This is a genomic window from Micromonospora sp. M71_S20, from assembly GCF_003664255.1.
GTDB lineage: Bacteria > Actinomycetota > Actinomycetes > Mycobacteriales > Micromonosporaceae > Micromonospora.
Window position 1 is genome coordinate 3,493,143 of record NZ_RCCV01000001.1, and the last position, 26,583, is coordinate 3,519,725.

Consider the following 26,583-nt stretch of genomic DNA (forward strand, 5'->3'; position numbering starts at 1 on the left):
TCGGCGCCGGCGCGTCCGGATTGCGCGGGTTTCCCGGCTCCCTGGTCGGGAAACGGGTGACGCATGCCTCACCGTCGAACCACGACAGGCGGTATCTCCTCGACCGTGATTACGGTAAAAGCGAAGGCAATTCAACGCAGATCTGCCGGCGAAGCGAGGGAACCATGACGGAAGTCAAGCTCGATCACCCCGGTGGGCAGCTTTCGATGCCGGTGCAATCCGCGGTCGAGGGCCCCGCCGGCATCGGGGTGGGCAAGCTGCTGAAGGAAACCGGGATGACGACGTACGACCCCGGTTTCGTCAACACCGCGGCCTGCTCGTCCGACATCACCTACATCGACGGCGACGCGGGGATCCTGCGTTACCGTGGGTACCCGATCGAGCAGCTCGCGGAGAAGTCCTCGTTCCTGGAGGTCTCCTACCTGCTGATCTACGGTGAGCTGCCGACCCAGCAGCAGTTGACCGAGTTCACCGAGCGGATCCGTCGGCACTCGCTGCTGCACGAGGAGATGCGCCGCTTCTTCGACGGCTTCCCGCGCGACGCGCACCCGATGGCCGTGCTCTCGTCGGCCGTCAGCGCCATCTCCACCTTCTACCAGGACAGCCTGGACCCGTTCGACTCCAGGCACGTCGAGATGTCCACGGTGCGCCTGATGGCGAAGGTGCCCACCATCGCCTCGTACGCCTACAAGAAGTCGATCGGCCAGCCGCTGCTGTACCCGGACAACTCGCTGGGCTACGTGGAGAACTTCCTGCGGATGACCTTCGGCGTGCCGGCGGAGCCGTACGAGGTCGACCCGGTGATGGCCAAGGTGCTGGACATGCTGTTCATCCTGCACGCCGACCACGAGCAGAACTGCTCCACGTCGACCGTGCGGCTGGTCGGCTCCAGCAACGCCAACCTCTTCGCCTCGGTCTCGGCGGGCGTGAACGCGCTCTTCGGCCCGCTGCACGGCGGCGCCAACCAGGCCGTGCTGGAGATGCTGGAGCAGATCCAGGCCGACGGCGGCGACGTCGGGTCCTTCGTGCGCAAGGTGAAGGACAAGCAGGACGGCGTGAAGCTGATGGGCTTCGGCCACCGGGTCTACAAGAACTACGACCCGCGCGCGGCGATCGTGAAGAAGGCGGCCCAGGACGTGCTCGGCCGGATGGCCAAGCCCGACCCGCTGCTGGACATCGCCATGCAGCTGGAGGAGATCGCCCTCGCCGACGAGTTCTTCGTCTCCCGCAAGCTCTACCCGAACGTGGACTTCTACACCGGCCTGATCTACAAGGCCATGGGCTTCCCGACCAAGATGTTCACGGTGCTCTTCGCGCTGGGCCGGCTCCCCGGCTGGATCGCGCAGTGGCGCGAGATGATCAACGACCCGGAGACCAAGATCGGCCGCCCGCGCCAGATCTACACCGGTGCCCCCGAGCGGGCGTACGCCCCGTTCTCGGAGCGCTGAGCTCCGGCCGTACCGACGACGAAGGCCGCCGACCCGCACCGGGTCGGCGGCCTTCGTCGTGTCGTGCTCCCGGCGCCCGTCAGCGCAGGCCGGCGGCGGCCAGCAGGTTGCCCTCGGCGATCGACGGCACGGCGCGACCCCGGGTCACCCGCTCGGCGGCGAACGACCCGGCGGTGGCGATCGCCGCGGCGTAGGCGGCGGCCGTGCGCTGTGCGATGGCCGACCAGCCGTACCGCTCGTGCACCATGACGCGGGCCCGGCGGGCGAGCTGGCGGGCCCGCTCCCGGTCCGACAGCAGCGCGTCGACGGCCTCGGTCAGCCCGTCCGGGTCGTGCGGCCGGAAGGTCATCCCGGTCACCCCGGGCTCGACGATCTCGGCGAGCCCGCCGGTCGCGGCGACGGCCAGGGGCGCGCCGGCGGCGGCGCCCTCCAGGGCCACCATGCCGAACGGCTCGTAGATGCTCGGCACGGCGAAGCAGTCCGACGCGGCCATCACGGCGGGCAGGTCGGTGCCGCCGAGGAAGCCGGGGAGGCTGACCGTGCCGCCGAGGCCCAGGCGGTGCACCTCGGCCTCCAGTTCGCCGCGGTACGGCCCGTCGCCGACGATGACCGCGCGCAGCCCGGGGTGCCGCTCGCGCAGCCGGGGCAGCCCGGCGATCAGGTGCTGCACGCCCTTCTCGTAGACCAGCCGGCCGGCGAAGGTGACCAGTGGCCCGTCCCCGGCGAAGCGGGCGCGGGCCTGCGCCACCGCGGCGGCCGGGACCCGCCAGCGGTGCGGCTCCACGCCGTTGGGCACCACGTCGACCCGGCCGGCCGGTACGCCGAACAGCCCGGTCACCTCGTCGCGCATGTAGCCGGAGCAGACGATCACCCGGCCCGACTCGCCGGCCAGCCAGTGCTCCACGCCGTGGATGGTGCGGTTCATCTCCTCGGGCAGCCAGCCCTGGTGCCGGCCGGCCTCGGTGGCGTGGATCGTGCTGACCAGCGGGATGTCGAGGTGCTCGCGCAGGGTCATGGCGGTGTGGGCGACGAGCCAGTCGTGGGCGTGGATGACGTCGTAGGTGCCGGCCTCGGTGGCGCGCAGCGCGGCGCGGGTGAGGGTGTGGTTGAACGCCATGGTCCAGGCCAGCAGGGAGGAGGTGGCCAGGGGGAAGGTGACGGGGTCCTCGGCGGCGCGGACGATGCGGACGCCGTCGGCGTACTCCTCCAGGGGTGCGCCGTCGGTGTGTCGGGTGACGACGGTGACCTCGTGCCCGGCGGCGAGGGCGACCGAGAGGGCGTGCACGTGCCGGCCGAGGCCGCCGACCAGGACCGGCGGGTACTCCCAGGAGAGCATGAGGATGCGGCGGGTCTGCGGGGGCGTGCCCGTCGTCCCGGAATGCGCCGGAACCTGGGGCCGGGAGGTGAGGGTGGGCCGGTGGACCCGGCCCGGGATGCTGGTGGGCTGCTCGCCGACCCGCAGGGTCGTCACATCGATCTCCGTCCGTGCATGGTGGAAGAACGCGCCGGCAGCGGTGGCGGCGGAACAGTGCTGAGGGATGGCCGAGGGGCCGGGCGGGGGCGCGCGGGCGCGCCCCGCGAACAAGCAAAAGGCATCCCGACCGATCCCGCATCTCGAAAGGGGCCAAGGTGACGGAGGACACCCGAAAGTCTCGGGTCGTGTCAGTCGGGTGGATTCCGGTCATCGTCTGATCGGGCGAAAACGGCCGGACCTGGTTCGCCTCGCGCACCCGTTCGGCGAGCGCCACGAAGGACGCCGGCCGCCGACCCCGCGAAACGGGTCGGCGGCCGGCGTCGTCGGGCCACTCAGTGGTGGTGCTCCTCCTCGTGGGCGGTGTCCGGCAGGCCGCCGAGCACCTTGTCGATCACGTGGATCCGGGCGCCGGTCGCCCGGTAGTCGGCGCAGACCGTCTCGGCCCGGTCGGCCAGCCGGGCCCCCGACCCGGCCGGGGTGACGGCGAGGGTGGTGCCCGCCAGGGTGGTGACGGTGCCGGCGGAGGCCAGGTCGGCCACCGGGCGAGCCCCGGCGACCAGGTGCTCCCTGAGCAGCCCGCGCAGCGTCGCGGTGTCCTTGAGCAGCAGTTGGTCCACGTTGGCGGTGGAGAACTTGGCCCGGAAGGCGTCGTCGGTCGGGGCGAGGATCGTGAGCCCGCCGGCGGCGGACAACTCCTCGGCCATCCCGGTGGCCCGCACCGCCGCCTCGAACGTGGTGAGCACGGGAATCCAGGTCAGGGCCTGGGCGGGGGACCGGTCCACCAGCGAGCCCGGGCTACCCGGCTCGGTCCCCGAGGGCAGCACGTCGCACAGCGGTCCGGTGACCGCGACCGGTGTGCTGTCGCCGGTGCCCTCCGCCGCGGCGGACCGCACCGGCGAGCCGGTGCATCCGGTCACCGTGACCAGGAGGGCCAGGGCCGTCCCGGCCACCGCCCGCCGGCGGCAGGTGGCCCGGGACGCGGGGCCGGGGATGAGGGTCTCGGACACGCTCTCTCCACTCCAGAACCGGTACGGGAGGCGCCGGCAGGTCGGCGGTGGGCCGACCTGCCGGCACCTCGGGCGGACTCAGCAGGTCACAGCTGGGCGCACTGGCTGAACTTCGGACCACTCACGGAGTTGGCGACCTCCATGTTCGTCGGCGCCGGGGAGTTGCCGGTGCAGGTCAGCGGACCGTTGACGGTGTTGCCGGCCACCAGCGGGGCCACGACCCCGCTGCCGACCACGCCGACCGGGCCGGTCACCTGGTTGCCGACCAGGACGACCGGGCCCTGGGTGCCGGTGGCGCGCACCGGGCCGTTGACCCTGCTGTCGGTCAGGACGAACCCGGCGGCGCCGGTGGCGTCGACGGGACCGTTGATCGAGCTGCCGTTGACGATCAGCGCGGCGCCGGGGCGCACCTGGACCGGTCCCCGGACGGTGGCCCCGTCCAGGCAGGCGACGCCGGAGACGACCAGCGGGCCGTTGCGGGTGCCGGTCAGGGTGGGGGCGACCCGCTCGCCGGCGACCAGGCCCTCGACGGCCTGCTCGTCGAGCAGCAGCGGGATCAGGCCCCGCTGCGGCTGGGACAGCGGCACCAGGTAGCTGTCGCCGACCTTGATCACCTTCCAGCCGTGGGCGGCGAGCCGCTGGGCGACGGTGGTGCGCTGGCCGGTCGGGCCGTCGGTGCGCTCGCCGTGGTACTGCTGCTCGGTCAGCCGGTAGGCGCACGGCGGCTGTTCGAGGATCCGCTCCGGGGTGGGGGCGTCCGCGGGCGGCGGGGCCTCACCCGGGTGCGGGGCCGGGTACGCCTCGATCTTGCGGGAGCCCCGGAACACGATCCGTCCCTCGTTGGCGGACTGCGACGTGATCGCCTCGGCGCGGGCCTTCGTGATGGCCTGGACGCTGGCGCCGTGGTAGCGCAGGAACTCGGTGAACGTCCACAGCGCGGAGTAGGTCTTGCGCCGGCGGTTGTTGGCGGTGTTGGACTCGTCGGGTCGCGTCGGGCCGCCGGAGCTGCGCAGCTCCAGCAGGGAGTTGACCACGTTCTTCAGGCCGAGGGTGTTGCGCAGGATGGTCTCCTCGCTCAGGCCCACGGTGGCTCCGGCGGTGCACCCGTACGGGCAGGCCCACCAGCCGTCCCGGGCGCCCTGCGAGTACATGTGCCCCTCGATCATCTTCTGTGACTCGTCGAAGATGCCCTGCGCCACGTTCTGGTGCCGCGGCGGCAGCATCGGCAGGTCACCGGTGTTGGTGTTGCCGTACTCGTGGCCGTCGTAACCGGCGATCGGCCGGTAGTCGCGGACCATCCCGGCCAGCGCGTGGGTCTCCGGCTGGCGGATCAGCGAGTGGTCCCGGTTGAGGTCCTGACCGGTGGAGTTGCCCCGGGTGTTGGCCGCCCGGCCGTCGCCGTTGAGCGTCGGGACGATCAGCATGGTGGTCTTCGACAGCAGGTCGAGGGTCCTGGCGTCCTTGGTGAAGGCGAGCTGCCGGGCCATGATCAGGCAGGCCTCGCGGTCGCCCGGCTCGTTGCCGTGCACGTTGCAGTTGACCATCAGCGGGTTGGTCGCGGCCACCGCCTCCGGCGTCGCCGCCGGCCGGGGGTAGCCGATGACCAGCATGTTGATCGGCCGGTTCAGCACGGTACGGCCGATCTCGACGACGCGGACCCGGTCGCTGGCCCCGTCGAGCGCGGCGGTGTACGCGTACTCGTTGACGTCGCTGGTGTACTGCGCGCCCAGCGTCTCCTCCCACTGGGTGCGCAGGTTCTCACCCGGGGTGCCCGGGTCGCCCCAGTGGCCGCGGGTGGTGCCGCTGACCGGCGCCGAGTAGGGCTGGGCCTCGGTGCCGAACCGGGCCCGCACCCGCCACTGGAAGCCGTTGCCCGGGGCGAAGCCGGCGTCGGCGAAGGTCGGCTCGTCGTTGTTGACCTGCCGGTTCGGGCGCCACACGCCGGCGATCACCGGAGTGCCGGGCGTGCCGTCCGCGGCGAGCGGGGTCCGCTCGATCTGGTAGTCGGTGGCCCCTTCCACCCGGGTCCACGCCAGCGTGGCGTACCCGTCACCCTGCACGACCGTGAGGCCCTGCACCTGGTTCGGCTCCGCCTGCTGCAGGGCCGCGCTCGGCCGCCCCTGCGCCTGCGCGGGCACCGCCGTCGCCACGAGGGCGGCGGCGACCAGCGCGGAGAACACACCGGCCGTTGTCCGTCTGTATCTCAAAGGGATCTCCAAACAGGAGGGATGGCTGGGTGCGCCCAGCACACCCGCAGTCGGCCCACCGTAGGCGCACAACCTGCGATTCTTGAGGATCACCTGAGATTTGCGGGCCGGTCACCGGACCTCGGCCGGCACGCCGGTCGTCCCGGCCGTGCACCGACCGTCGTCAGCCCGCGCGCAGCCGGTAGCCGACGCCGCGCACGGTCTCGACCAGGCCGGCGTCGTCGAGCTTGCCCCGCAGGGCCGCGACGTGGACGTCGAGGTTGTGCCGGGTGCCCCAGGTGGTCTGCCAGACGTCCAGCTGCAACCGGTCCCGGGGCACCACCGTGCCGGCCTGCCGGGCCAGCGCCACCAGCAGGTCGAACTCCTTGCGGGCCAGCCCGACCTCCCGCTCGCCCAGCCAGACCTGCCGGGCGTGCACGTCGATGCGCAGCCTGCCGACCCGCAGCTCGCTCGTGCTCCGGACGCTGCGGGCGGTACGCCGCATCACCGCCTCGATGCGGGCCTGCAACTCCACCATCGAGAACGGCTTGACGACGTAGTCGTCGGCGCCGGCCCGCAGGCCGGCCACCCGGTCGTGCTCCTCGGCGCGGGCGGTGACCGCGATGATGGCGACGTCCTCGTCGGCCTGCCGCAGCCGCCGGCACACCTCCAGGCCGTCGCCGTCGGGCAGGTTGAGGTCCAGCAGGACCAGGTCGACGGCGCCGGCCCGGACCGCCTCGGCGGCCGTCAGCGCCGACACCACCTCGTGCCCCCGGCGGCGCAGCGCCTTGCCGAGGGCAGACGCCACGCGTAGGTCGTCTTCGACCAGGAGTACCCGCACGCACATCCCCCCGGACCTCGTCGCCGCCGGATCATGCGAGTCTTGCCGACGATCATCGACTTGACCAGTGCGGACGCAAGATCGTGACCGCAGCATGATCCGATCCGGACCCGACAGCGGGGCCTCGGTGACGGGGGCCGCCGAACCCTCCGGCGGCTACCAGTCGGGGGTGTTCCGGGCATCCACCGATCGGGTGGATTGACGGCGGAACGCGCGGGGCAATACCCGCACGCGCGCCACCGGCCCCGCCGTGTGGTGCGCTCATGGTGCGGTGCGCGCTCATGATCTTGCGCATAGGGAGCGACATGCAGGTCTGGCCGGGTGAGCGGTACCCCCTGGGGGCCACCTATGACGGGATGGGCACCAACTTCGCCATCTTCTCGGAGGTGGCCGAGCGGATCGAGCTGTGCCTGTTCGACGAGTGGGACACCGGCGCGGAGCGGCGGGTCGAGCTGCGTGAGGTCGACGCGTACGTCTGGCACGCGTACATCCCCGGCATCGAGCCGGGGCAGCGCTACGGCTACCGCGTGCACGGGCCCTACGACCCGGCGAACGGGCTGCGCTGCAACCCGGCCAAGCTGCTGCTCGACCCGTACGCCAAGGCGGTCGACGGCGACGTGCGCTGGGACCCGGCCGTCTACGACTACGAGCACGGCGACCCGGAGCGGATGAACACCACCGACTCGGCGCCGTTCATGCCGAAGTCCGTGGTGGTCAACCCGTACTTCGACTGGGGCAACGACTCCCCGCCCCGCATCCCCTACCACCACTCGGTGATCTACGAGGCGCACGTGCGCGGCCTGACGATGCGCCACCCGGACATCCCCGACGAGCTGCGCGGCACGTACGCGGGCCTCGCCTCCCCGCCGATGATCGAGCACCTGACGAAGCTCGGCGTGACCGCCATCGAGCTGATGCCGGTGCACCAGTTCGTGCACGACCACCGGCTGACCGACCTGGGGCTGCGCAACTACTGGGGCTACAACACCATCGGCTTCTTCGCCCCGCACCACGGCTACTCGGCGCTCGGGCACCTCGGCCAGCAGGTGCAGGAGTTCCGGGGCATGGTCAAGGCGCTGCACGCCGCCGGCATCGAGGTCATCCTCGACGTGGTCTACAACCACACCGCCGAGGGCAACCACCTCGGCCCGACGCTGAGCTTCAAGGGCGTCGACAACGCCAGCTACTACCGGCTCAGCGAGGACGACCGCCGCTACTACGTCGACTACACCGGCACCGGCAACAGCCTCAACGTCCGCAGCCCCCACTCGCTCCAGCTGATCATGGACTCGCTGCGGTACTGGGTGACCGAGATGCACGTCGACGGGTTCCGCTTCGACCTCGCCGCCACCCTCGCCCGGGAGTTCTACGAGGTCGACCGCCTCTCCACCTTCTTCGAGGTGGTGCAGCAGGACCCGGTGGTCAGCCAGGTCAAGCTGATCGCCGAGCCGTGGGACGTCGGGCCGGGCGGCTACCAGGTGGGCAACTTCCCGCCGGTGTGGACCGAGTGGAACGGCAAGTACCGCGACACCGTGCGCGACTTCTGGCGCGGCGAGCCGGCCACCCTCGCCGAGTTCGCCTCCCGCATCTCCGGCTCCGCCGACCTCTACCAGGACGACGGGCGCCGTCCGTTCCACAGCATCAACTTCGTCACCTGCCACGACGGCTTCACCCTGCGTGACCTGGTGTCGTACAACGACAAGCACAACGAGGCCAACGGGGAGTCCAACCGCGACGGCGAGAGCCACAACCGGTCCTGGAACTGCGGCGTCGAGGGCGACACCGACGACGAGGCCGTACGCGCCCTGCGGGCCCGACAGCGGCGCAACTTCCTGGCCACCCTGGTGCTGTCGCAGGGCGTGCCGATGATCGGCCACGGCGACGAGCTGGGCCGCACCCAGCGCGGCAACAACAACGCCTACTGCCAGGACAGCGAGCTGGCCTGGGTCGACTGGGACGACGCCGACACCGACCTGCTGGAGTTCACCCGCAAGCTGGTCGACTTCCGCCGCCGCCACCAGGTGTTCCGCCGGCGGCGCTTCTTCACCGGCCTGCCGGTGCGCTCCCGGCTGGTCGACGAGCCCCTGCCGGACCTGGCCTGGTACACCCCCGACGGGCGGGAGATGACCGGCGAGGACTGGGGCAACGACTTCGGCCGCGCCGTCGCGCTCTTCGTCAACGGCGAGGGCATCCGCGAGCGCGGCCCGTACGGCCAGCGCCACCTGGACGCCTCCTTCCTGCTCTGCTTCAACGCCCACGACGCCCCGCTGGACTTCACCGTGCCCGGCCCCGAGTTCGGGCAGCGCTGGGAACTGGTGATCAGCACCGCGGAACCGGAACCGGAGAAGACCACGGTGGTCGAGGCGGGCGGCACCCTCTGCGTGCCCGACCGGTGCGTCGTGGTGCTGGAGAGGAAGGCCTGACATGTCGACCCCTCGACCCGACGCGCCCCGGGTGGGCGCCACCTACCGGGTGCAGGTCCGCCCCGGCTTCGACCTGGACGCCACCGCCGAGCTGACCGACTACCTCGCCGGCCTCGGCGTCACCCACCTCTACAGCGCGCCCCTGCTCACCGCCACCCCCGGCTCCGCGCACGGCTACGACGTGGTCGACCACCGCGCCGTCAACCCCGAGCTGGGCGGCGAGGCGGCCCGGCAGCGGCTGCTGCGGGCACTGCGCGCGGCCGGCCTCGGCCTGGTCGTCGACATCGTGCCCAACCACGCCGGCGTGGCCGTGCCCGCCGCGAACCCCGCCTGGTGGGACGTGCTGCGCCGGGGCCGGGACTCGGCGTACGCGGCCTGGTTCGACGTCGACTGGGACCGGGGGCGGCTGCTGCTGCCGGTGTTGGCCGACTCCCCGGACGCCCTCGACGACCTCAAGCTCGCCGACGGGGAGCTGCGCTACCACGAGCACCGCTTCCCGGTCGCCGACGGCACCGGCGACGGCACCCCCCGCGAGGTGCACGACCGGCAGCACTACGAGCTGGTCTCCTGGCGGCGCGGCGACACCGAACTGACGTACCGCCGGTTCTTCGCCGTCTCCGACCTGGCCGGGCTGCGGGTGGAGGACCCGGAGGTGTTCGCCGCCACCCACGAGCAGGTCCTGCGGTGGGCGGCGGCCGGCGAGGTCGACGGCATCCGCGTCGACCACCCGGACGGGCTGCGCGACCCCTCGGCCTACCTGGCCCGGCTGCGCGCCGCCGCCGGTGACGCGTGGCTGGTGGTGGAGAAGATCCTGGAGTACGGCGAGGAGCTGCCGGACTGGCCGGTGGACGGCACCACCGGCTACGACGCCCTCGCCGCCGTCTGCGGGCTCTTCGTCGACCCCGACGCGGAGGGTGACTTCACCGCCCTGGACACCCACCTCGTCGGCCGGCGCACCTCCTGGCAGGACCTCACCCACGACACCAAGCTCGCCGCGGCCACCCGGCTGCTTTCGGCCGAGCTGACCCGCCTCGCCGCGCTCGCCCCCGACGTCGACCCCGACGCCGCCCGCGCGGGACTGGCCGAGCTGGCCGCCGCGTTCCCGGTTTACCGGGGCTACCCGCCGCACGGCGCCCGGCACTTGGCCACCGCCCGCGCCGAGGCCGGCCGCCGCCGCCCCGACCTGACCGCCGTGCTGGACGCGCTCACCCGCCGGCTGCGCGACCCCGACGACGAGCTGGCGAAGCGCTTCCCGCAGCTCACCGGCGCGGTCATGGCCAAGGGCGTGGAGGACACCGCCTTCTACCGGTGGAGCCGCTTCGTCGCGCTCAACGAGGTCGGCGGCAGCCCCGCGCACTTCGGCGTGCCGCCGGCCGAGTTCCACCGCTTCGCCGCCGCCCGGCAGGTGCGCTGGCCGGCGAGCATGACCACGCTCTCCACCCACGACACCAAGCGCTCCGAGGACGTGCGGGCCCGCCTCGCGGTGCTCAGCGAGCTGCCGGGGCGCTGGGCCGACCTCGTCGGCGCGTGGACGGCCCGCGCGCCGCTGCCCGACCCGGCCTTCGCGCACCTGCTGTGGCAGACCGCCGTGGGCGCCTGGCCGATCGAACGGGAGCGGCTGCACGCGTACGTGGAGAAGGCCGCCCGCGAGGCGTCGGCCGCCACGAGCTGGGCCGACCCTGACCCGGTCTTCGAGCGGGCCATGCACGACGTGGTCGACGCGATGTACGACGACCCGCAGCTGCACGCCGAGCTGACCGCCTTCGCCGACGAGATCGCCCCCGCCGGCTGGTCCAACTCGCTGGGGCAGAAGCTGGTGCAGCTCGCCATGCCCGGGGTGCCCGACACCTACCAGGGCACCGAGCTGTGGGACAACTCGCTGGTGGACCCCGACAACCGTCGCCCGGTCGACTTCGCCGTACGCCGGCAGCTGCTGGCCCGCCTCGACGCCGGACCGCCCCCACCGGTGGACGCGGACGGCGCGGCGAAGCTGCTGGTGGTGTCGCGGACCCTGCGGCTGCGCCGCGACCGCCCGGAGCTGTTCGGCGGCTACCGGCCGGTGCCCGCCCACGGGCGCGCCGGCCGGCATGCGCTCGCCTTCGACCGGGGCGGCGCCGTCGCGGTCGCCACCCGGCTGCCGCTCGGCCTGGCGCGCGCCGGTGGCTGGGGCGACACCACCCTGTCACTCCCCGTTCACGAGCTGACCGACGTGTTCACGGGCCGGGCCTACAGTGGCGGACAGACCCCGCTGGCCGACCTGCTGGCCACCTACCCCGTCGCGCTGCTGGCTCCCACCAACGAGTCCGTGGAGGCTTCATGACCGAGTTCACGGTGTGGGCGCCGCAGGCCGCCCGCGTCCGGCTGCGCCTGCCGGGCGACGCCGACCACGAGATGCGCTCCGGCCCGGACGGCTGGTGGCGGGTCGAGGTGCCCGCCGCCGGCCCCGGCACCGACTACGCCTTCCTGCTCGACGACGACGAGCGGGCCCTGCCCGATCCTCGCTCGCCCTGGCAGCCGGAGGGCGTGCACGGGCCGAGCCGGCGCTACGACCACGCGGCGTTCGCGTGGACCGACGAGGCCTGGACCGGCCGGCAGCTGCCCGGCGCCGTCCTCTACGAGCTGCACGTCGGCACCTTCACCCCCGAGGGCACCTTCGACGCCGCCATCGGCCGCCTCGACCACCTCGTCGACCTCGGCGTCGACATGATCGAGCTGCTGCCGGTCAACGCCTTCAACGGCGAGCACAACTGGGGCTACGACGGGGTCTGCTGGTATGCCCCGCACCAGCCCTACGGCGGGCCGGACGGCCTGAAACGACTGGTCGACGCCGCCCACGCCAAGGGCCTGGGGGGTGATCCTCGACGTCGTCTACAACCATTTCGGGCCCTCCGGGGCCTACGCGCCGATGTTCGCGCCGTACCTCACCGAGCAGAGCAACACCTGGGGCCGCACCGTCAACCTCGACGGACCGCACTCCGACGGCGTGCGCCGCTACATCGTCGACAGCATCCTGATGTGGCTGCGCGACTACCACGTCGACGGCCTGCGGCTCGACGCCGTGCACGCCATGCCCGACTCGCGCGCCACACCCTGGCTCGAGGAGGTGGCCGTCGAGGTCGAGGCGCTCGCCACCCACCTCGGCCGGCCGCTGTCGCTGATCGCCGAGTCCGACCTCAACGACCCCCGGCTGATCACGCCCCGGGAGGCCGGCGGCTTCGGCCTGCACGCCCAGTGGAACGACGACGCCCACCACGCCCTGCACACCCTGCTCACCGGCGAACGGCAGGGCTACTACGGCGACTTCGGCTCGCTGGAATGCCTCACCGACGTGCTCACCGGCGGGTTCTTCCACGCCGGCACCTGGTCCAGCTTCCGCAACCGCCACCACGGCCGGCCCGTCGACCGGCAGCGCACCCCCGGCCACCGGTTCGTCGCGTACCTGCAGAACCACGACCAGATCGGCAACCGGGCCACCGGCGACCGGATCTCCGCCACCCTCTCCCCGGGGCTGCTGCGCGTCGGCGCGACGCTGCTGTTCACCGCCCCGTTCACCCCGATGCTGTTCATGGGGGAGGAGTGGGCGGCCAGCACCCCGTGGCAGTTCTTCACCAGCCACCCCGAGCCGGAGCTGGCGACCGCCGTCGCCACCGGCCGCAAGCGGGAGTTCGCCGCGCACGGCTGGCCGGAGGGCGACGTGCCGGACCCGCAGGACCCGCAGACCTTCGTCCGCTCCCGGCTCGACTGGGCCGAGCTGGACAAACCCGAACACCGCGAGATGTACGAGTTCCACAAGCGGCTCATCGCGCTGCGCAAGAGCCGCCCCGACCTGTCCGACCCGAGGCTGCACGCCGTGGACGTACGCCCCGGCGACCAGTTCCTGGTGATGCGCCGGGGCGGGACGCTGGTGGCGGCGAACCTGGCCGCCAAGCCGCAGCGGATCACGCTGCCGGGGGTGGCGCGCCGGGTGCTGCTCGCGACGGGGGAGGGGGTCACGGTGATGCGGGACCGCATCGAACTGCCGGCGGAGTCGGCGGCGATCGTGGCGCTCTGAGGGGCGCTCGGCGTCGCTTCGCCGCCGGCAGTGGCGTCGCGGCTGCCGGCGGCGGTCAGGCCCGTCCCCGCTGGCGGTGGTCAGCCGGCGGCCAGCACCTCGCGCAGCTTGGCCGCGAACTCGGCGGGCTTGCCCGCGTAGCCGAACTCGCCGCCGAGGAAGCCGCCGTGGTGGCTCGGGAACACCACGGCCTCCTGCCCGAGCAGCGCCGCGGTGGCGACGGCCGTACGGGCCGTGTACGTCCCCGCCGTCTCCTCGCCGACCGCAATCACGATCCGGGTCGGCGCCGCCGTGAGCGCCGCCGCGTCGGGCCGGTAGTCGATGACCGCCTCGGAGGCCTTCGACAGCAGCGGGTCGTCGCGGGAGCCGTCGTCCTCGGTCGGCAGGCCGAACGCCGCCGGGTCGGGCGTGGGCTGGGCGAAGTAGGCGTCGGTGTACTCGCCCTGCCAGGACGTCATCGCGATGAACGCGGCCATGCCCGCGCCCTGGCCCTTCGCCTGGTAAGCCTCGTGGACGGCGGCCTGCGCGCGCTCGGCCGCCGCCGCGTCGGGAAGCACGGAGTTGATCGGCGGCTCGTGCGCCACCAGCGTGGCGACGTCGCCGGGGTGGGACGCGACCAGCTCCAGCGCGGTCACCGCCCCGCCGCTGCTGGCGAACACGTCGACCGGAGCCGCGCCGAGCGCCTCGATCAGCAGGTGCAGGTCGGCCGCCTGCTGCTGCGGCGTGTGGTCCGTCCGCCCGTCGGTGCGTAGGCTGCGGCCCAGGCCGCGCGGGTCGTAGGTCACGACCGTCCGGTCGGTGAAGTGGGGGGCGAGCGCGTTGAAGCCCTCCGCCGTCATCGGTTGGCCGATCATGAGCAGGGTGCGGTGCCCGCCGGAGGCCGACAGCGGACTGCACACGTCATAGACCAGGTCGACGCCGGGCGCGGCGAGGGTGTGGGTCTCCATCGTCGTCATGCCGGCGAGCGTACGACCGAGGGGTGACAGAACGGGCGCCACGCGCCGTGGAGCGGCACCCACTCGCCCCGGCCGCCCGTGCCGGCGTCAGGATCTGCGGCATGGAGTTCTTCTGCTACCACCGCGACCGGCGCGACTCGCTGGGACTTCGCACCGAGCTGCGCGAGGAGCACTGGTCCTACATGGACCGGTATGCAGCCCGGATGATCGCCCGTGGGCCAACCTTCGCCCCCGACGGGAGGACCCCCACGGGCAGCGTGCACATCGTCGACCTGCCAAATTCCGCCGCCGCCCGCGCGTTCGCCTTCGACGAGCCCAACTACCAGGCCGGCGCGTACCGGGACGTGCTGCTGCGCCGGTGGCACAACACGCTGGGACGCACCATGTGGGACTGGCCCGGCGGCCGTAGCGGCGGCGACCGCTACCTGGTGCTCGGACTCGGCGCGGGGCAGGCGGCCGACCTGGACGTGAGCGCGGACCGGGACGAGTTGATCGCGTACGGGCCGCTGCTGTCCGACGACGGCGCAAACTGGCTGGGCACGGCGGCGCTGGTCCGAGCGGAGGACCCGGACGAGGCGCGTGCCCTGCTCACCCCGGACCGGTACGCCGAGATCGAGGTCCACGGTTGGGCGTTCGGCGGACGACCGCCGTCATAACCCATAGATGTCGGTTCTGACCAGCCGCCTACACAGAAAAGCGGTCACTGATAGCCGACGTAGAGGACCAACTGGTCCTCGCTGGGCTTGGCCCCCCACTTAGATGAAACCAGGATCGAGAAGAGTGGGAGGTCTGCGCCGCTCCTTGGAAAGACCCATTTCCTGTGCCAGGTCCTCCGGTGACTGCCCCGCCATTGGCGGCCACGGTGATGTGCCACCAACATCCAGCATCACGGCGAGGTAGTGACGCCGCTGGCGAGGTATACCGGGGTTTGCCGGGCCCGGGCTTGTATCGCCGCGTTGGCTCGGGGCGCGACGTTGACTGGCAGTCGCTGCTCGGCCTCCTGAGGCGAGAAGAAGGCGACATCCTCCAGCTCCTGTCCAGGCAGGTCAATACTGTCGAGGCCGACGAGTGTCCCGCAGTCGAAGGTGAAGTGGATCAGGGCGCGTGGCCGCGGGCCCGCAGGAGGCGCCCAGTCCACAACGAGGAGATCGCCTACAGCCACGGCCAGACCCAGCTCTTCGCGGAGCTCGCGAGTGCAGGCGTGATGCGGATACTCGTCCTCTTCCACGTACCCGCCGGGGAAAGCCCAGTGGTCGCGGTACGTGGGCTTGACGAGCAGAAGGTTCTTGCCCGCAGGGTCCGTGATAAGTGCTCCTGCGGCTGCGTGGAAGGTGGGCAGGTTGGCATACCAGGTGGCGGGGTCCGTCCAGGTCACCTCTGTGACGCTAGCCCTCATATCCCGGTGTTGTCTCGCGTCAGTTGTGCCCTGCAAGGGCTGGGAGATGCACAAGCAATTCGTTGACCTCAGGCATTGCTCGATAAGGGCTCAGCGTGGCGGTGAGTTCGCGGATGCGATGCGTCACGCGAGCGGAGCGGACGGCCGGCACGTGCGCCGCCAGTTTTCGTCCCCACTCGCAGGCGGCTTCGACGTCCCCGGAACGGGCGTGGATCGTTGCAACGAGCGCCGTATGTAGAGCGCACGTTCGGGCGTTTCGATTGGCCAGATCGACCGCGCCGGGCGCATGTCGCAGGGCCTGCCGGTGCAGGTGCAGGTCGCTCAGGGACTTCAGTGCAGTGCCGGAAAAGTGGGCCGCGCTGAAGTATGCGGCCCAGCGTGGGCTGCTGCCCGCGTCCGTCCGGTCCAGGGCACGTTCCGCCTTGGCGAGTGCGTTTTGACAGGCACGTCGTTCGCCCGATCGGCCGTATGCGCTTGCGGCGGTCGTGTACAGCCGGGCGCGCACTGCGGCGGGCGCACGGCCTGCTCCGTCGATAGCTGCCTCGGCGAGCCGAGCAGCGTCCTGGGCATGCCCGAGGTAGACGGCCTGCGTGGCGAGGTTGGCCAGCAGATGGGCGCCGTAAAGGCGGTCGTTGGCAGCCTTGGCTAGCCGTAAGGCGACGGTCAGAAGATGTTGAGCGACGCCGTGTTCGCCTGCGTCGTAGGACATGAAGGCGAGCTGCCCGGAGAGCGTTGCGACTGCTCGCATGAGATCGCGCCCGATGGCATCCGTGTAGGTACCGCCCAGCATGGGCGAGACCTGGCGTACAAGGAAGTCGGTCATGAGCGTCCGCGTGCGCGGCGAACCACCTCCATGACGTCGGTCGAGGTCGGTGAAATGGTCGGCGAGTGCGTACAGGGAGTCGATGTCAGCAGTGGTGACGGGCTGCCGGCCGCTGTGCGTGACCGTCCCATCCGGGAGGTCGTACCGCCAGGCGAGCGCAGCATGTAGGGCGACGTCGTTCTGGAACGTCCCGCCGGACTGCGGACCGAGTTGCTTGGCGAGCATCGCCCAGAGTTGCTCGGCGACCTTGATCCCGTGGCTCACGGACAGGGGATAGGCGATATTGGGGACGAGCGGAGCGGCGGCGAATCCCAGCTCCGCGACGGTGACGGGACGGCCGAGCTTTCGCACGAAGACGTCCGCCATCGTGACTTGGACGTGCTCGGCCGGGCGACGTCCTCGGAGCCACCAGTACACGCTGGCCGCGTCGTAGCGCCACGTGCCGTGGACGCGACCCGCGTAGTTGAGCTGACGCGCGAAGGCGGCGTGGGCGTTGCCGTAGCCGGCGGCGCGAAGAAGAGCCTCGAACGCCGTATTCGTGACCGGCCGCGCCATGGATGAGCCTCCAGGTATCGAGCGACTACCAGCAGTGACGAGCCTATGCGGCTACTGCGGCACCATGGGGCCCCACGCAACCCGACGCAACACGGCACGAGGGCGACGCAACCGCGCGCATCGCTTGCCATCTGGTCCGCCGCTCACCAGTCGACTTCGCTGGTCTCAGGAGCCGGTGGGCGCGGCGACAGGGGGTGCTTCCAGGCCCTACCGCCGCGCCCCTCGATCGAGGGAGATCGCATGCAGGGCAACGAGTCGGCACAGAGTCGAAGTGAGCAGGTCGAGGCGGCGGAGCGGGAGGCTGCCAAGCAACGCCTCCTGGAACAGGCCGAGGCGGAGCGCGTACCGGTGGAGGAGACCACCCGGGCGGTGCCGGACCGACGGTGGCGGCGTGACCAGCGCTGACGAGCCGATCGGTCGCCGCGTCGCCCGCTGGCGGGCGCGGCGGCGGATGACGCAGCAGATGTTCGCCGACCGGCTCGGCAGGTCGAAGAGCTGGGTGGACAAGACCGAGCGGGGCGTACGTCCGCTCGACCGCTACCCGGTCATCCAGGAGATCGCCCGCGTGCTGCGGGTCGACCCGCTGGTGCTGCTCGGCGAGCACCGCCCGCCGCCGATCGGGGCCGGTCCGGTGGACGGGGTCGACGGCATCCGGGCCGCCCTCGCCCGCTACGACGACCACCGGGCGACGGCGTCCGTGGCAGAGACGGGCCGGCACGTCGCGCACGCCTGGCTGACCTACCAGCACGCGCACTACGCCCAGGTGGTGCGGCTGCTGCCGAGGCTGCTGCACGCCGCGCAGGGCGTGCGGGCGCAGGAGCCGGGGTTGCTGGTGCAGGCGTACCGGATCACCTCGTCGGTGCTGGTGAAGCTCGGCGAGGCCGACCTCGGGTGGCTGGCCGCCGACCGGGCGGTGGCCGTGGCCGGTGGCGACGCGGCGCTGGCGGGGGCGGCAGCCGTGTCGGTCGGTCAGGCGCTGCGCGCGCTGGGCCGCGACCGGCTGGCGCTGGTGGCGACGCTGGCCGCCGCGCGTCGTGCCGCGCCCGCGTCGGAGGCGGTGCACGGGGCGTTGCTGCTCCAGGCCGCGCTGGCCGCCGCCGGCTGCGGCGACGCCCACCGGGCCGAGGAACTGATCGAGCGGGCTGCCGAGGTGGCGGCGCGGGTCGCCGGGGACGACCCGCACCGGACCGGCTTCGGGCCGGGCGCCGTCGAGGCCGCCCGGGTGGTGGCAGCTCTCGAGCGGGGGGACGCCGAGGAGGCGGTGCGCCGGCACGAGCAGACGGTACGGGGGCAGGCGTGGCGGCGGCTGCCGACCGAGTACCGGGCCGCCTACCTGGTGGACGCCGCGCGGGCGCTCGTCGACGCGGACGCCGTCGCGCCCGCCGAGGTCCGGTGCCGGCCGTTGGCGCGTACGGTCGTCGCCGAGGTCGCCCGGGCCCACCCGGCGCCGGCCGGCGTGGCGCGCCTGGCGACGCTGGTCGGCCTGACCCGCTGACGGACCGGCACCTCCGTCGGCGGACGACCAGCATGATCCCCGCGCCGCTGGCGGGTCAGCCGTCGGTGAACACCTCGCGAAGCTTGACGAGGCTGGCACCGTCGCCGACGACCACCAGCGAGTCACCGGACTGGAAGACGAAGTCGGGGTCGGGCGACGGGATCACGCGGTCGTCGCGGATCACCGCGACGATCGACGCGCCGGTGCGGGTCCGCGCCCGCGTCTCACCGAGCCGGCGCCCGACGAACGGCGACCGGGCGGGAACCGGCAGGCGTACGGTCTCGACGCCCTCCAGCGGCGGCGTCAGCTCCGTCAGGTGGTCCATGACCAGGGGCAGACCGAGCAGTTCGGCGATCGTCCGCGGCTCCGTGCCCTCCAGCGTCAACGTGTGCCTGACCCGTTCGGGGTCGGCGGGGTCGTAGAGCACGATGTCGCGTCGGCCGTCGAAGTGCACGATCACGGCGCCGCGCTGACCCGCCGCGGTGGTGAAGCCGTACGACTCTCCCACGCCGAACAGCCGGGTCCTCTCCAGGTCCACGTTTCCACCTTCCGAGGATGACGCGCCGCGGTCGCACACCTTGCCGCCCAGACTAGTACTCCGGCCGGGATCATGAGGATGGCTCGGTGGAGGCCTGCCGGGCGTGGTGGCTGTGCGGTGTCTGGCTCTGGTGACGGCACCGGCCGTGTGTTCGGTTACCGGGGCGTCAGGTATTGACCGGGCGGCGGGCGACCAGGCGCACGTGGGTGACCGGCCAGTCCAGCGGTTCGCCGGCCGGGGTGCTGAGGGCGGCCACCGGGGCGAGACGGTTGGTGACGATCCAGTCGTTGCGGGACGTTCCGCTCGCGGCGTCGATCTCGAAGCCGACGTCGGTGAGCAACGACTTCCAGTCGGCGTACTCCAGGCCGCAGAACTGCTCCTGGGTCTCCGACAGCCAGTTGTCGGTGTAGTCCTTGCGGGTGAGGAAGTCCATCGCCGCGCCGAGGGTCAGCTCGACCACGCCGTCCGCCCCGTCCACCGGGCGGTAGGCGAACGGGAACCGGTAGTCGACGGCGAACTGGTCCAGCCGGGCCCGGGTCGACAGCGCCCCGACGTACGCCGCCACCTCGTCGGCCGGCCCGGCCGCCAGGTCGGTACGCGGCCCGGGCGGGTTGACGCCGTCCGTCGTCGCCAGCCGCAGGTGCACCGTCCGGTCCTGACCGTCCGGCCCGCACACGTCACTGTTGATCCACACCCCGCCGGGCACGGTGTGGTCGTAGAGGGCCTGCACGAACCGGCGCAGCGAGGCCATCCGCTCGCCGTACGACCAGATCTCGTGGGTCAGCGCGAAGGTCATCGTGGTGTCCACCGAGCGCGGCGCGAACACCGCCCCGCCGAGCACGTTGCGCCGGTAGAAGAAGACGTTCGGGTTGGTGAACACGCCCTGCGCCTTCTTGTGGACGCACTCCTCGAACAGGTGCCGGGCCACCTCGACGCCGATCAGGTCGCTCTCCCGCAGGGCCGGCTCCCGGTCGGCCAGCTCCAGCACGGCGCCCGCGCCGCAGCCGACGTCGACGATCCGCCCCGGCCGCACGTGCTCGCGCACCGCGTCCCACTTGCGCTGCGCGGCGTCGCTGAACGCCTCGGCGTACGTCCGGTAGTCGCGGGTGGCGGTCAGTCCGCCCTCGTCGCCGACCACCGGGTCGTTCACCACCGAACGGACCAGCTCGTCGAGCCGGTAGCGGCGGTACACGTCGACGGTCGCCGGGTGGGTCAGGTCCCGCCACGACGGGTCGTCGTCCGCCAGCCGCAGCAGGACGTCCCACGGCCGGACCGGCGTCGGCTCGACATCGGCCTCCACGCCGGCGATCCGGAAACCGAGCCGCTCGTACATCGCGGCGACCTCCGGCGTCGAGCAGGCGACCACCGTGTCCGCCGGGGTCAGCTCCAACCCGGTGGACGCCGCGACGGTCTTGAGGGTCACCTCCGCGAACCTGTCCGTCGGTACGGTGTCGAAGACCGGTACCACCACGGACCGGAGCCCGGCGAGCACGCTGAACCGTTCGATCGCCGCCTCCCGCCGGTGGTACGGGACCGGGTTGCGCCGGGTGTTCTCGTGGTTGGCCGAGGTGACCGCCCAGACCACGGTCGCCCCGCCGGCGTCCTCGCCTCCGGTCGCGCCGTCACCGTCGGCGAGAGGAGTGTCACCGTCGGCGGGAGGGGCGTCGCCCTGCGCCGCGAGCTGGCGGAGGTACGCGGCCTGGAAGCGGGTCAGCAGGTGATGGCGGCCGGGAAAGAGCAGGTAGCGGGGCATGTCACGTTCCTAGCCGATGGCTGGTGGGCAGTGCGCGGCAGGGGTGGGTACCTCGACCGGCTGAGGGCCGGGCATCGCACGTGGCCCCGCCTGCGCGTCAGTGCGGGTGGCGTAACCACCGGAGTCGCCGCGGGCTGCTACGGCAGCTGTTCGAGTGGGAACCGGCGGCCGGTATCGACCCAATGGGTATCCGTTTCTGCTGAATCGAGCGCGGTCAGTGTCGTCGCTCCTCCCAGATTGGCTCCTGGGGCTCGTCGTTGTGCACGACAATGATGCTGATCGAGGCAGGGGCGGGTGCCGGGTGGCGACTCGGGATGTGTTCTCGGCGGAGGAGCAGGCCCAGCTTGCCCGGCCCAACAAGGGCCGGGCCGGCCAGTCAGCCTTCCGTTGCGGGAGCCGAGGAGCGAGCTGACCGCCCGCCGCTGACCGAACGGCACGACGCCCCCGCACCGGCTTGGTGCGGGGGCGTCCCCCAGTTTCGCTGGGTGCTAGCTGTGGGATTTGATGGCGCTGACCCAGGGGCCGATGTTGCTCCAGCCGCTGCTGTCAACGACGATGGAGTAGCCGGTGCAGTTGCTGTGCTCCCACATCTCCACTGTGCCGCTGCTCTCCGTGCGAGCGGACCGGATTCCGTCGTTCCACGCACCGACGCCCGTGCAGTAGTTGTCCTCGGCCGTGTACAGCCATTGGGAGACACCTGACCAGCCGATCCCGCTCCAGACCTTCACGACAGGCCCCGCCGCGTGAGCCGGGCTAGCCGCCAGGGCGGGCGCCAGCATGACGGCGGCGGCGACGGCGCCAAGAACCTTCTTCTTCATGTCCCCGTTCCTTTCAGTGAGGTTTTATCCCGGGACCGGACACCGGAGTTTCATGCCGCGAGGGCAATGAATCGACGATAGCAGATACGTGCTTCGCGAGGTGTGTGGATTTTCACAGTAGAATGCAACCTTTTATTGTTGTGGTGATGCAGGTGTCGGCGTGATCGGCCGGGCGGACGGTGGCGAAGTACAACTTCTGGGAGGGGATGTAGCGCTCGCGCCAGCGCCGTTCGATTTCAGCCCGAGATGACGTCCGGCGCTCTCGGAGCACGGCACGATCCACGGTCTTCTCAAGCGCGGTTGACACGAAGATGCCCAGGTCCCACCTGCCGATCAGTTCCGGACGCATGAGGAAGACGCCGTCGCAGACCAGCGCGGCGTCGGCGGTGGCAGTGCTGACCGGCGGGGACAGCGCGGCATCCGCGGTGCGGTCGTGGACCGCGTGGTCGAGCCGACCTTTGTGCGCGTCAGCCCCTCCCCGCCCGCCCCTCCCGGGTGAGCGGGATCGCCGCGTACGCGAGTGGCTGCGGTCGCGGTGCGAACGGGCAGCCGGACGCGCTCTGGACAACGTCCTCAACTGCCGCGATTCGCAATTCCCACCTGTCGACAGCGGCGAGCGCCCTGAAATCGAGAGCGCGGATTTGCGGCGATGGGATTTGCGAGGTCAATTTCGGGGCTTCTGTTCGGGGTGGGCACGCTTTGTTTGCCGCCGGTCGTGGTCCTTTTCGGCCGCCAGGAAGCCAGTGTCAATTACCTGTCATTCCATCACGTTGCGATCAAAGGAATTCGATCGCTACCTTTCACTGGTCCACAAAGGAGTACCCGGAAGAGGGGGCAACTGTTGAGATCAACCCTACGCTGGTCGGCATCGGCCAGCCTGGCGCTCGCGATGGTGCTGACCGCTCCGGCGGTCGCCCAGGCGAAGCCGACCCCGGTCGAGACGAACGGCAACACCACCGCCGTCGCCCGCACCAGTGACGGCCGTGCGATCACCAACGAAAAGATCGCCCAGGAGGTCACCAGGTTCTGGACGCCGGAGCGGATGGCGAACGCCGTCGACCTCGACCTCGCGAAGTCGCCGAAGGCCACCGAGTCGACGACCCGGGCGCCGAAGCCGGACGGGCCGGCGGGCTCGGTCGCGCCGGTGCGACCGAGCGTCGCCAGCGGCGCCGACGTCGGCATCCAGCTCAACGAGTCGGCGGTCGTCGGCAAGGTCTACTTCACCACCCCCAACGGCGGCGGCGCCTCCTGCTCCGCGAGCGCGGTCGCCAGCGGCAAGGCACGACTGGTCATGACCGCCGGGCACTGCGTGCACCAGGGCGCCGGCGGGCAGTGGTACAGCAACTGGCAGTTCGTGCCGCGGTACCGCGACGGCGCGCGGCCGTTCGGCACGTTCGTGGCGTACCAGCTCGCGGCCCGCACCGCGTGGATCAACAGCAGCAGCTACGACGAGGACATGGCCATCGCCATCATGCACAACGGCGGTAACTGGGGCCTGAAGGTCGTGGAGACCGTCGGCGGCCACGGCATGCGCTGGAACTGGGGCTACAACATCTCCCTGATGACCGCCCTCGGCTACCCGTCCAACCTCGGCGGCGGCGAGAGCCAGTACTACTGCCAGAGCGGCACCTGGCACGCCGGTAGCCAGCAGATCCGGATGTGGTGCAACATGACCTACGGCTCCAGCGGCGGACCGTGGTTGCAGGAGTACAACGACCAGAACGGCCTCGGGTTCATCAATAGCGTCGTGAGTCACGGCGACAACCCGGGCAACGGTCAGTTCGACGGCCCGTACTTCGACGACGACATCAAGAGCCTCTACGACTTCGCGGAGGGTCTCTCCCCGGCGTAAGGCATGAAACGGCAGAGCCCCGGCCACCGGCCGGGGCTCTGCGCGTGGTGCTCCGTCATCGGCGGAAAGGCTCCCCTCCGGGGCGGAGGGTCACTTGAAGCGGATGAACTTGGAGAACTGGTTGTTGGCGGTTCCCACCGACACCGTCCGGTGGCTGTACCTGTCGGCGGAGACGTAGTTGTACTCGTCGATCTCGAAGGTGCCGTTCGCGTTCACCCGGGTCACGAACGCGACGTGACCGTAGGTGCCGCCCAGGCGGACCGCGACGTCACCGGCCTTCGGGCTGTTGTACACCGGCACGCCGGCGCGTCCGGCGGCGGCGACCCACTCCTTGGCGTTGCCCCAGCGCGCCTGGCCCTTGTACTGATTGTGGAAGGCGACGCCGACCCGGCTGCGCACCGCCCAGGCCGCGAAGCTGGTGCACTGTCCCTTGTAGAAGTTCCAGGGATCGATGCCGGAGGTCTGACCCTTGTAGGGGTAGTCGTCCTTGGCCGGGTAGCTGGACCCGGCGGAGATCAGCTGGTGGGAGGCGTTGTTGTTCTTCAGCGTGGAGCTGAGGTTCTTCTTCGCCCCGGGCGCGAAGTCCTGGTACGCGTGGGAGCCGTTGTAGCCGGTGTTGTAGTAGACGCGCACCGTCTTGCCGGTGCGGTTCCACGCCGAAGCGGCGTTGTTCTTGATGCACTGGCCCTTGCCGCCGCCGGCGCCCTTGAACTCGTAGCAGCCCGGCTGGGTCGAGCCGTAGTCGGCCAGCGAGCCGGCGTGATCCGAGACCGAGCCCGCGTGGTCGCTGTTGTAGTAGTAACAGAACTCGCCGGTGTTGCAGGCTCCGTCGCGGGCCGCGGCCTGGGCGGGCGCGGCGACCGCCAGGACGCCGAGAGTCGCGCTCAGCACGCTCGCACTGAGGGCACCGAGGACGCGAACGGTGACCGTGGGCATGACCACTTCCCTCCTGGGGTGGGTGAGGAGGGACCCACGCTACAAGCCATCGATCGATCGCCATACCCCTCAATTGCGAGCGGCGGGAGCAAGACGGCGATGCGGGCGATGCCGGACCGGACGGCGTGCGCGTTCAGGTCGCCGAAGCCGAGGACGACGGCGGGACCGTCGGCGCTACGACAACCCGGCGTCAGGGGAGCCGTGCCAGGTGCGCGGCGATGTCGGCGGCGATCTGCTCCGGCTGCTCGCCGTTGATGGCGTGCGAGGCATCGGGGTAGACCTTCACCACGGCGTGCGGCAGGACGTGCCGGGCGTGCGCGGCACCGGCCGCGGCGTCGTGCATCCGGGACTTCCCGGCGAACAGCGTGAGGACCGGCATCCGCACCCCGGCGAGACGTTCGTCGGTGAGCCGGCCGGGAGCGGAGAGCTTGAGCACGTAGGACTGCATCCCGGCCTCGATCATCTCGGCGACCGGGACGTCCTCGACGGGTGCCCCGTTGGCCGTCCAGCTCGCGAAGTCGTCCCGCCAGGAGCGGGGCAGCCAGCGCACGCTGGCCGGGATGGAACGGACGATCGCCGCCGGTGACAGATCGGTGAAGACCAGGACCGGATCCAGCAGGATCACGCTGGCGACCTTCTCCGGGCGGCGCGCCGCCAGGTTGGTCGCGGTCCAGCCGCCGATGGACAGCCCGACCAGGTGGAGCCGTGCCTCGGGCAGGCCCCGCAGCAGCTCGTGCAGCCACTGCGCGTGGTCGCGGGCGGAACTGATCGGTCGTTGCTGGACGCTCATGCCCGGCTCGCCCAGCAGGTCCACCGTGTACACGCTGCGCAACCGCAGCAGCGAGGGCAGGTTGTCGGCCCAGACGGGGGAGGGGGCGGCCCGGCCCGGCAGCAGCAGCAGCGGAGGGGCGGAGGAAGAGGAGGCGGGGCCGGCGAAGTGGTAGACGCGGACCACCCCGTAGCTGGTCCGCACGTCGAGCATGCGGTCCGGTTCGGGCAGGTCCGCCATCGCCCGGTCGTAGGCGCGCAGGAAGCGGTCCTGCGCCTGGGCGGAGACGAAGTAGCCGACGGGGGCGGGGTGATGCAGGGCGAACCCCGCAGCCACCACGAGGGCGGTGGCGAGCGCGGCGCCGCCGCCGACGAGCCAACGCCGGCGGTGCCTGATCCGAGGTGCGCGTACTCGCATGGTGCCACCTTCCGTTTCCGTGGTGGTCGTCGATGTCGCCCTGCGCGTTCCATAATTCTACCGCTCGGTCAGATTTTCTAATGCGTGGTAGAAAATCTGACCGAGCGGTTATCCTGCGCGTGGCGCGGCTACCCTTTTCCGGGCACGGGCCGCCACGACACCCGAGGGACGCCGAATGACACGGGATGCCGCCACCCGGAAGGACCGGTCGCGCCGGCCGCTGACCATCACCGAACAGGCCCGTCGCGCCCAGCTCGTCCGGGTGACCACCGACCTCGTCGCCCGGCACGGCTACGCCGGCACCTCGCTGGCGCGCATCGCCGAGGCGGCGGGCCTGTCCAAGGCCGCTGTCCTTTACCACTTCCCGTCGAAGGACGCGGTGGTGCAGGCCGCGTACGCGACGGTCATCGAGGCCCTCATCGCGGACGTCGGCGCGGCCGTCGAGCAGGCCTCCGGGGCCGCCGCGGTGGCGGCGTACGTCCGCTCGCTCGTGGCCCACCTGCGGATGCACCCCGAGCACGCTCGGATGATCATCGAGGCCGTCACTGAGGAGACCGGCATCAGCGACGGGCCGGACGCGCCCAGCCGGCGGCGGAGCGTCGCGGACCTCATCGAGGCGGCCCGCTCCGCCGGGGACTACCGCGAGGACACCGACGCCGACCTGCTCGCCATCGTGGTCAACGGCGCGATCGACGCCATCGTCGCCGAGCAGCTCGCCAGGCCCGGGTTCGACGGTGGCCGCGCCGCCGACGAGCTGATCGGGATCCTGGACCGGGCGTACCGCCGCCGGCCGGGGCCCGACGCCGGCTGAACGCCGCAGTACGGCGAGCGCCGTCCGCGCTCGT

General features: G+C 71.6%; 20 protein-coding genes and 2 pseudogenes. 9 read left to right on the forward strand and 13 right to left on the reverse strand.

The window, feature by feature from the left end:
* Positions 1-164: 164 nt before the first annotated feature.
* Positions 165-1,448, forward strand: coding sequence for a citrate synthase (locus DER29_RS15010; protein ID WP_121397903.1), 1,284 nt, complete (start codon positions 165-167; stop codon positions 1,446-1,448).
* A 79-nt stretch (positions 1,449-1,527) separates the two neighbouring features.
* On the opposite strand, the gene DER29_RS15015 is transcribed toward DER29_RS15010, so the two are convergent.
* From DER29_RS15015 to DER29_RS15030, 4 genes are all read right to left on the reverse strand, one after another.
* The gene (locus DER29_RS15015) at positions 1,528-2,919 is read right to left on the reverse strand and encodes a glycosyltransferase family 4 protein (RefSeq protein ID WP_121397904.1); all 1,392 of its coding nucleotides are present in this window, start codon (positions 2,917-2,919) and stop codon (positions 1,528-1,530) included.
* A 335-nt stretch (positions 2,920-3,254) separates the two neighbouring features.
* The gene (locus DER29_RS15020; RefSeq protein WP_121397905.1) at positions 3,255-3,929 is read right to left on the reverse strand and encodes a fasciclin domain-containing protein; all 675 of its coding nucleotides are present in this window, start codon (positions 3,927-3,929) and stop codon (positions 3,255-3,257) included.
* A gap of 86 nt (positions 3,930-4,015) precedes the next feature.
* Positions 4,016-6,136 carry a M14 family metallocarboxypeptidase gene (locus DER29_RS15025; protein ID WP_233599806.1) on the reverse strand — a complete coding sequence of 707 codons (2,121 nt, stop codon included), beginning with the start codon at positions 6,134-6,136 and terminating at the stop codon, positions 4,016-4,018.
* Between the two features lie 163 nt (positions 6,137-6,299).
* The gene (locus DER29_RS15030) at positions 6,300-6,962 is read right to left on the reverse strand and encodes a response regulator transcription factor (RefSeq protein ID WP_199729305.1); all 663 of its coding nucleotides are present in this window, start codon (positions 6,960-6,962) and stop codon (positions 6,300-6,302) included.
* 299 nt (positions 6,963-7,261) lie between these two features.
* On the opposite strand from DER29_RS15030, the gene glgX reads away from it, so the two are divergent.
* The 3 genes and pseudogenes from glgX to treZ all read left to right on the forward strand — a co-directional run bounded on the left by glgX (position 7,262) and on the right by treZ (position 13,430).
* A complete protein-coding gene (glgX, locus tag DER29_RS15035; protein ID WP_121397906.1) occupies positions 7,262-9,379 on the forward strand; it encodes a glycogen debranching protein GlgX in 2,118 nt (705 codons plus the stop codon).
* A 1-nt stretch (position 9,380) separates the two neighbouring features.
* Positions 9,381-11,699 carry a malto-oligosyltrehalose synthase gene (gene treY / locus DER29_RS15040; RefSeq protein ID WP_121397907.1) on the forward strand — a complete coding sequence of 773 codons (2,319 nt, stop codon included), beginning with the start codon at positions 9,381-9,383 and terminating at the stop codon, positions 11,697-11,699.
* Positions 11,696-13,430, forward strand: a pseudogene (gene treZ, locus DER29_RS15045) (malto-oligosyltrehalose trehalohydrolase). The gene treY and the pseudogene treZ overlap by 4 nt, the downstream one beginning before the upstream one ends.
* Positions 13,431-13,510: 80 nt before the next feature.
* Here treZ and DER29_RS15050 read toward each other — a convergent pair.
* Positions 13,511-14,386 carry an alpha/beta fold hydrolase gene (locus DER29_RS15050; protein ID WP_233599808.1) on the reverse strand — a complete coding sequence of 292 codons (876 nt, stop codon included), beginning with the start codon at positions 14,384-14,386 and terminating at the stop codon, positions 13,511-13,513.
* 101 nt (positions 14,387-14,487) lie between these two features.
* On the opposite strand from DER29_RS15050, the gene DER29_RS15055 reads away from it, so the two are divergent.
* On the forward strand, positions 14,488-15,042 hold the full coding sequence (locus tag DER29_RS15055; RefSeq protein WP_121397909.1) for a YciI family protein: 555 nt from the start codon (positions 14,488-14,490) through the stop codon (positions 15,040-15,042).
* Positions 15,043-15,272: 230 nt separating this feature from the next.
* Here the strand turns inward: DER29_RS15055 and DER29_RS15060 are convergent, their stop codons facing one another.
* Positions 15,273-15,761 carry an NUDIX hydrolase gene (locus DER29_RS15060; protein ID WP_233599810.1) on the reverse strand — a complete coding sequence of 163 codons (489 nt, stop codon included), beginning with the start codon at positions 15,759-15,761 and terminating at the stop codon, positions 15,273-15,275.
* Positions 15,762-15,801: 40 nt separating this feature from the next.
* Positions 15,802-17,160 (reverse strand): hypothetical protein, encoded by a 1,359-nt coding sequence (locus tag DER29_RS15065; protein WP_121397911.1) that lies wholly within the window; start codon positions 17,158-17,160, stop codon positions 15,802-15,804.
* A 240-nt stretch (positions 17,161-17,400) separates the two neighbouring features.
* Here DER29_RS15065 and DER29_RS34605 point away from each other — a divergent pair, with 240 nt between their 5' ends.
* Positions 17,401-17,565: a hypothetical protein gene (locus tag DER29_RS34605; RefSeq protein WP_199729307.1), complete on the forward strand. Its 165-nt coding sequence runs from the start codon at positions 17,401-17,403 to the stop codon at positions 17,563-17,565.
* Positions 17,552-18,655 (forward strand): helix-turn-helix domain-containing protein, encoded by a 1,104-nt coding sequence (locus DER29_RS15070; protein ID WP_121397912.1) that lies wholly within the window; start codon positions 17,552-17,554, stop codon positions 18,653-18,655. The genes DER29_RS34605 and DER29_RS15070 overlap by 14 nt, the downstream gene beginning before the upstream one ends.
* Positions 18,656-18,710: 55 nt before the next feature.
* Here the strand turns inward: DER29_RS15070 and DER29_RS15075 are convergent, their stop codons facing one another.
* The 4 genes and pseudogenes from DER29_RS15075 to DER29_RS36275 all read right to left on the reverse strand — a co-directional run.
* Complete coding sequence (locus tag DER29_RS15075) at positions 18,711-19,193, reverse strand: cation:proton antiporter regulatory subunit (protein ID WP_121397913.1); 483 nt, start codon at positions 19,191-19,193, stop codon at positions 18,711-18,713.
* Between the two features lie 166 nt (positions 19,194-19,359).
* A complete protein-coding gene (locus DER29_RS15080; protein WP_121397914.1) occupies positions 19,360-20,946 on the reverse strand; it encodes a class I SAM-dependent methyltransferase in 1,587 nt (528 codons plus the stop codon).
* Positions 20,947-21,434: 488 nt separating this feature from the next.
* Positions 21,435-21,764: a hypothetical protein gene (locus DER29_RS15085; protein WP_158619027.1), complete on the reverse strand. Its 330-nt coding sequence runs from the start codon at positions 21,762-21,764 to the stop codon at positions 21,435-21,437.
* A 112-nt stretch (positions 21,765-21,876) separates the two neighbouring features.
* Positions 21,877-22,292, reverse strand: a pseudogene (locus DER29_RS36275) (hypothetical protein); the annotation flags it as partial.
* Positions 22,293-22,653: 361 nt separating this feature from the next.
* Between DER29_RS36275 and DER29_RS15100 the strand changes: the two are divergent.
* On the forward strand, positions 22,654-23,616 hold the full coding sequence (locus DER29_RS15100) for a serine protease (protein ID WP_370040300.1): 963 nt from the start codon (positions 22,654-22,656) through the stop codon (positions 23,614-23,616).
* Between the two features lie 90 nt (positions 23,617-23,706).
* Here the strand turns inward: DER29_RS15100 and DER29_RS15105 are convergent, their stop codons facing one another.
* Together DER29_RS15105 and DER29_RS15110 are read right to left on the reverse strand one after the other, a co-directional pair.
* A complete protein-coding gene (locus DER29_RS15105; protein ID WP_148710056.1) occupies positions 23,707-24,552 on the reverse strand; it encodes a CHAP domain-containing protein in 846 nt (281 codons plus the stop codon).
* A 190-nt stretch (positions 24,553-24,742) separates the two neighbouring features.
* Complete coding sequence (locus tag DER29_RS15110; RefSeq protein WP_121397918.1) at positions 24,743-25,738, reverse strand: alpha/beta fold hydrolase; 996 nt, start codon at positions 25,736-25,738, stop codon at positions 24,743-24,745.
* Positions 25,739-25,913: 175 nt separating this feature from the next.
* Here DER29_RS15110 and DER29_RS15115 point away from each other — a divergent pair, with 175 nt between their 5' ends.
* On the forward strand, positions 25,914-26,549 hold the full coding sequence (locus DER29_RS15115) for a TetR/AcrR family transcriptional regulator (RefSeq protein ID WP_121397919.1): 636 nt from the start codon (positions 25,914-25,916) through the stop codon (positions 26,547-26,549).
* Positions 26,550-26,583: the final 34 nt, after the last annotated feature.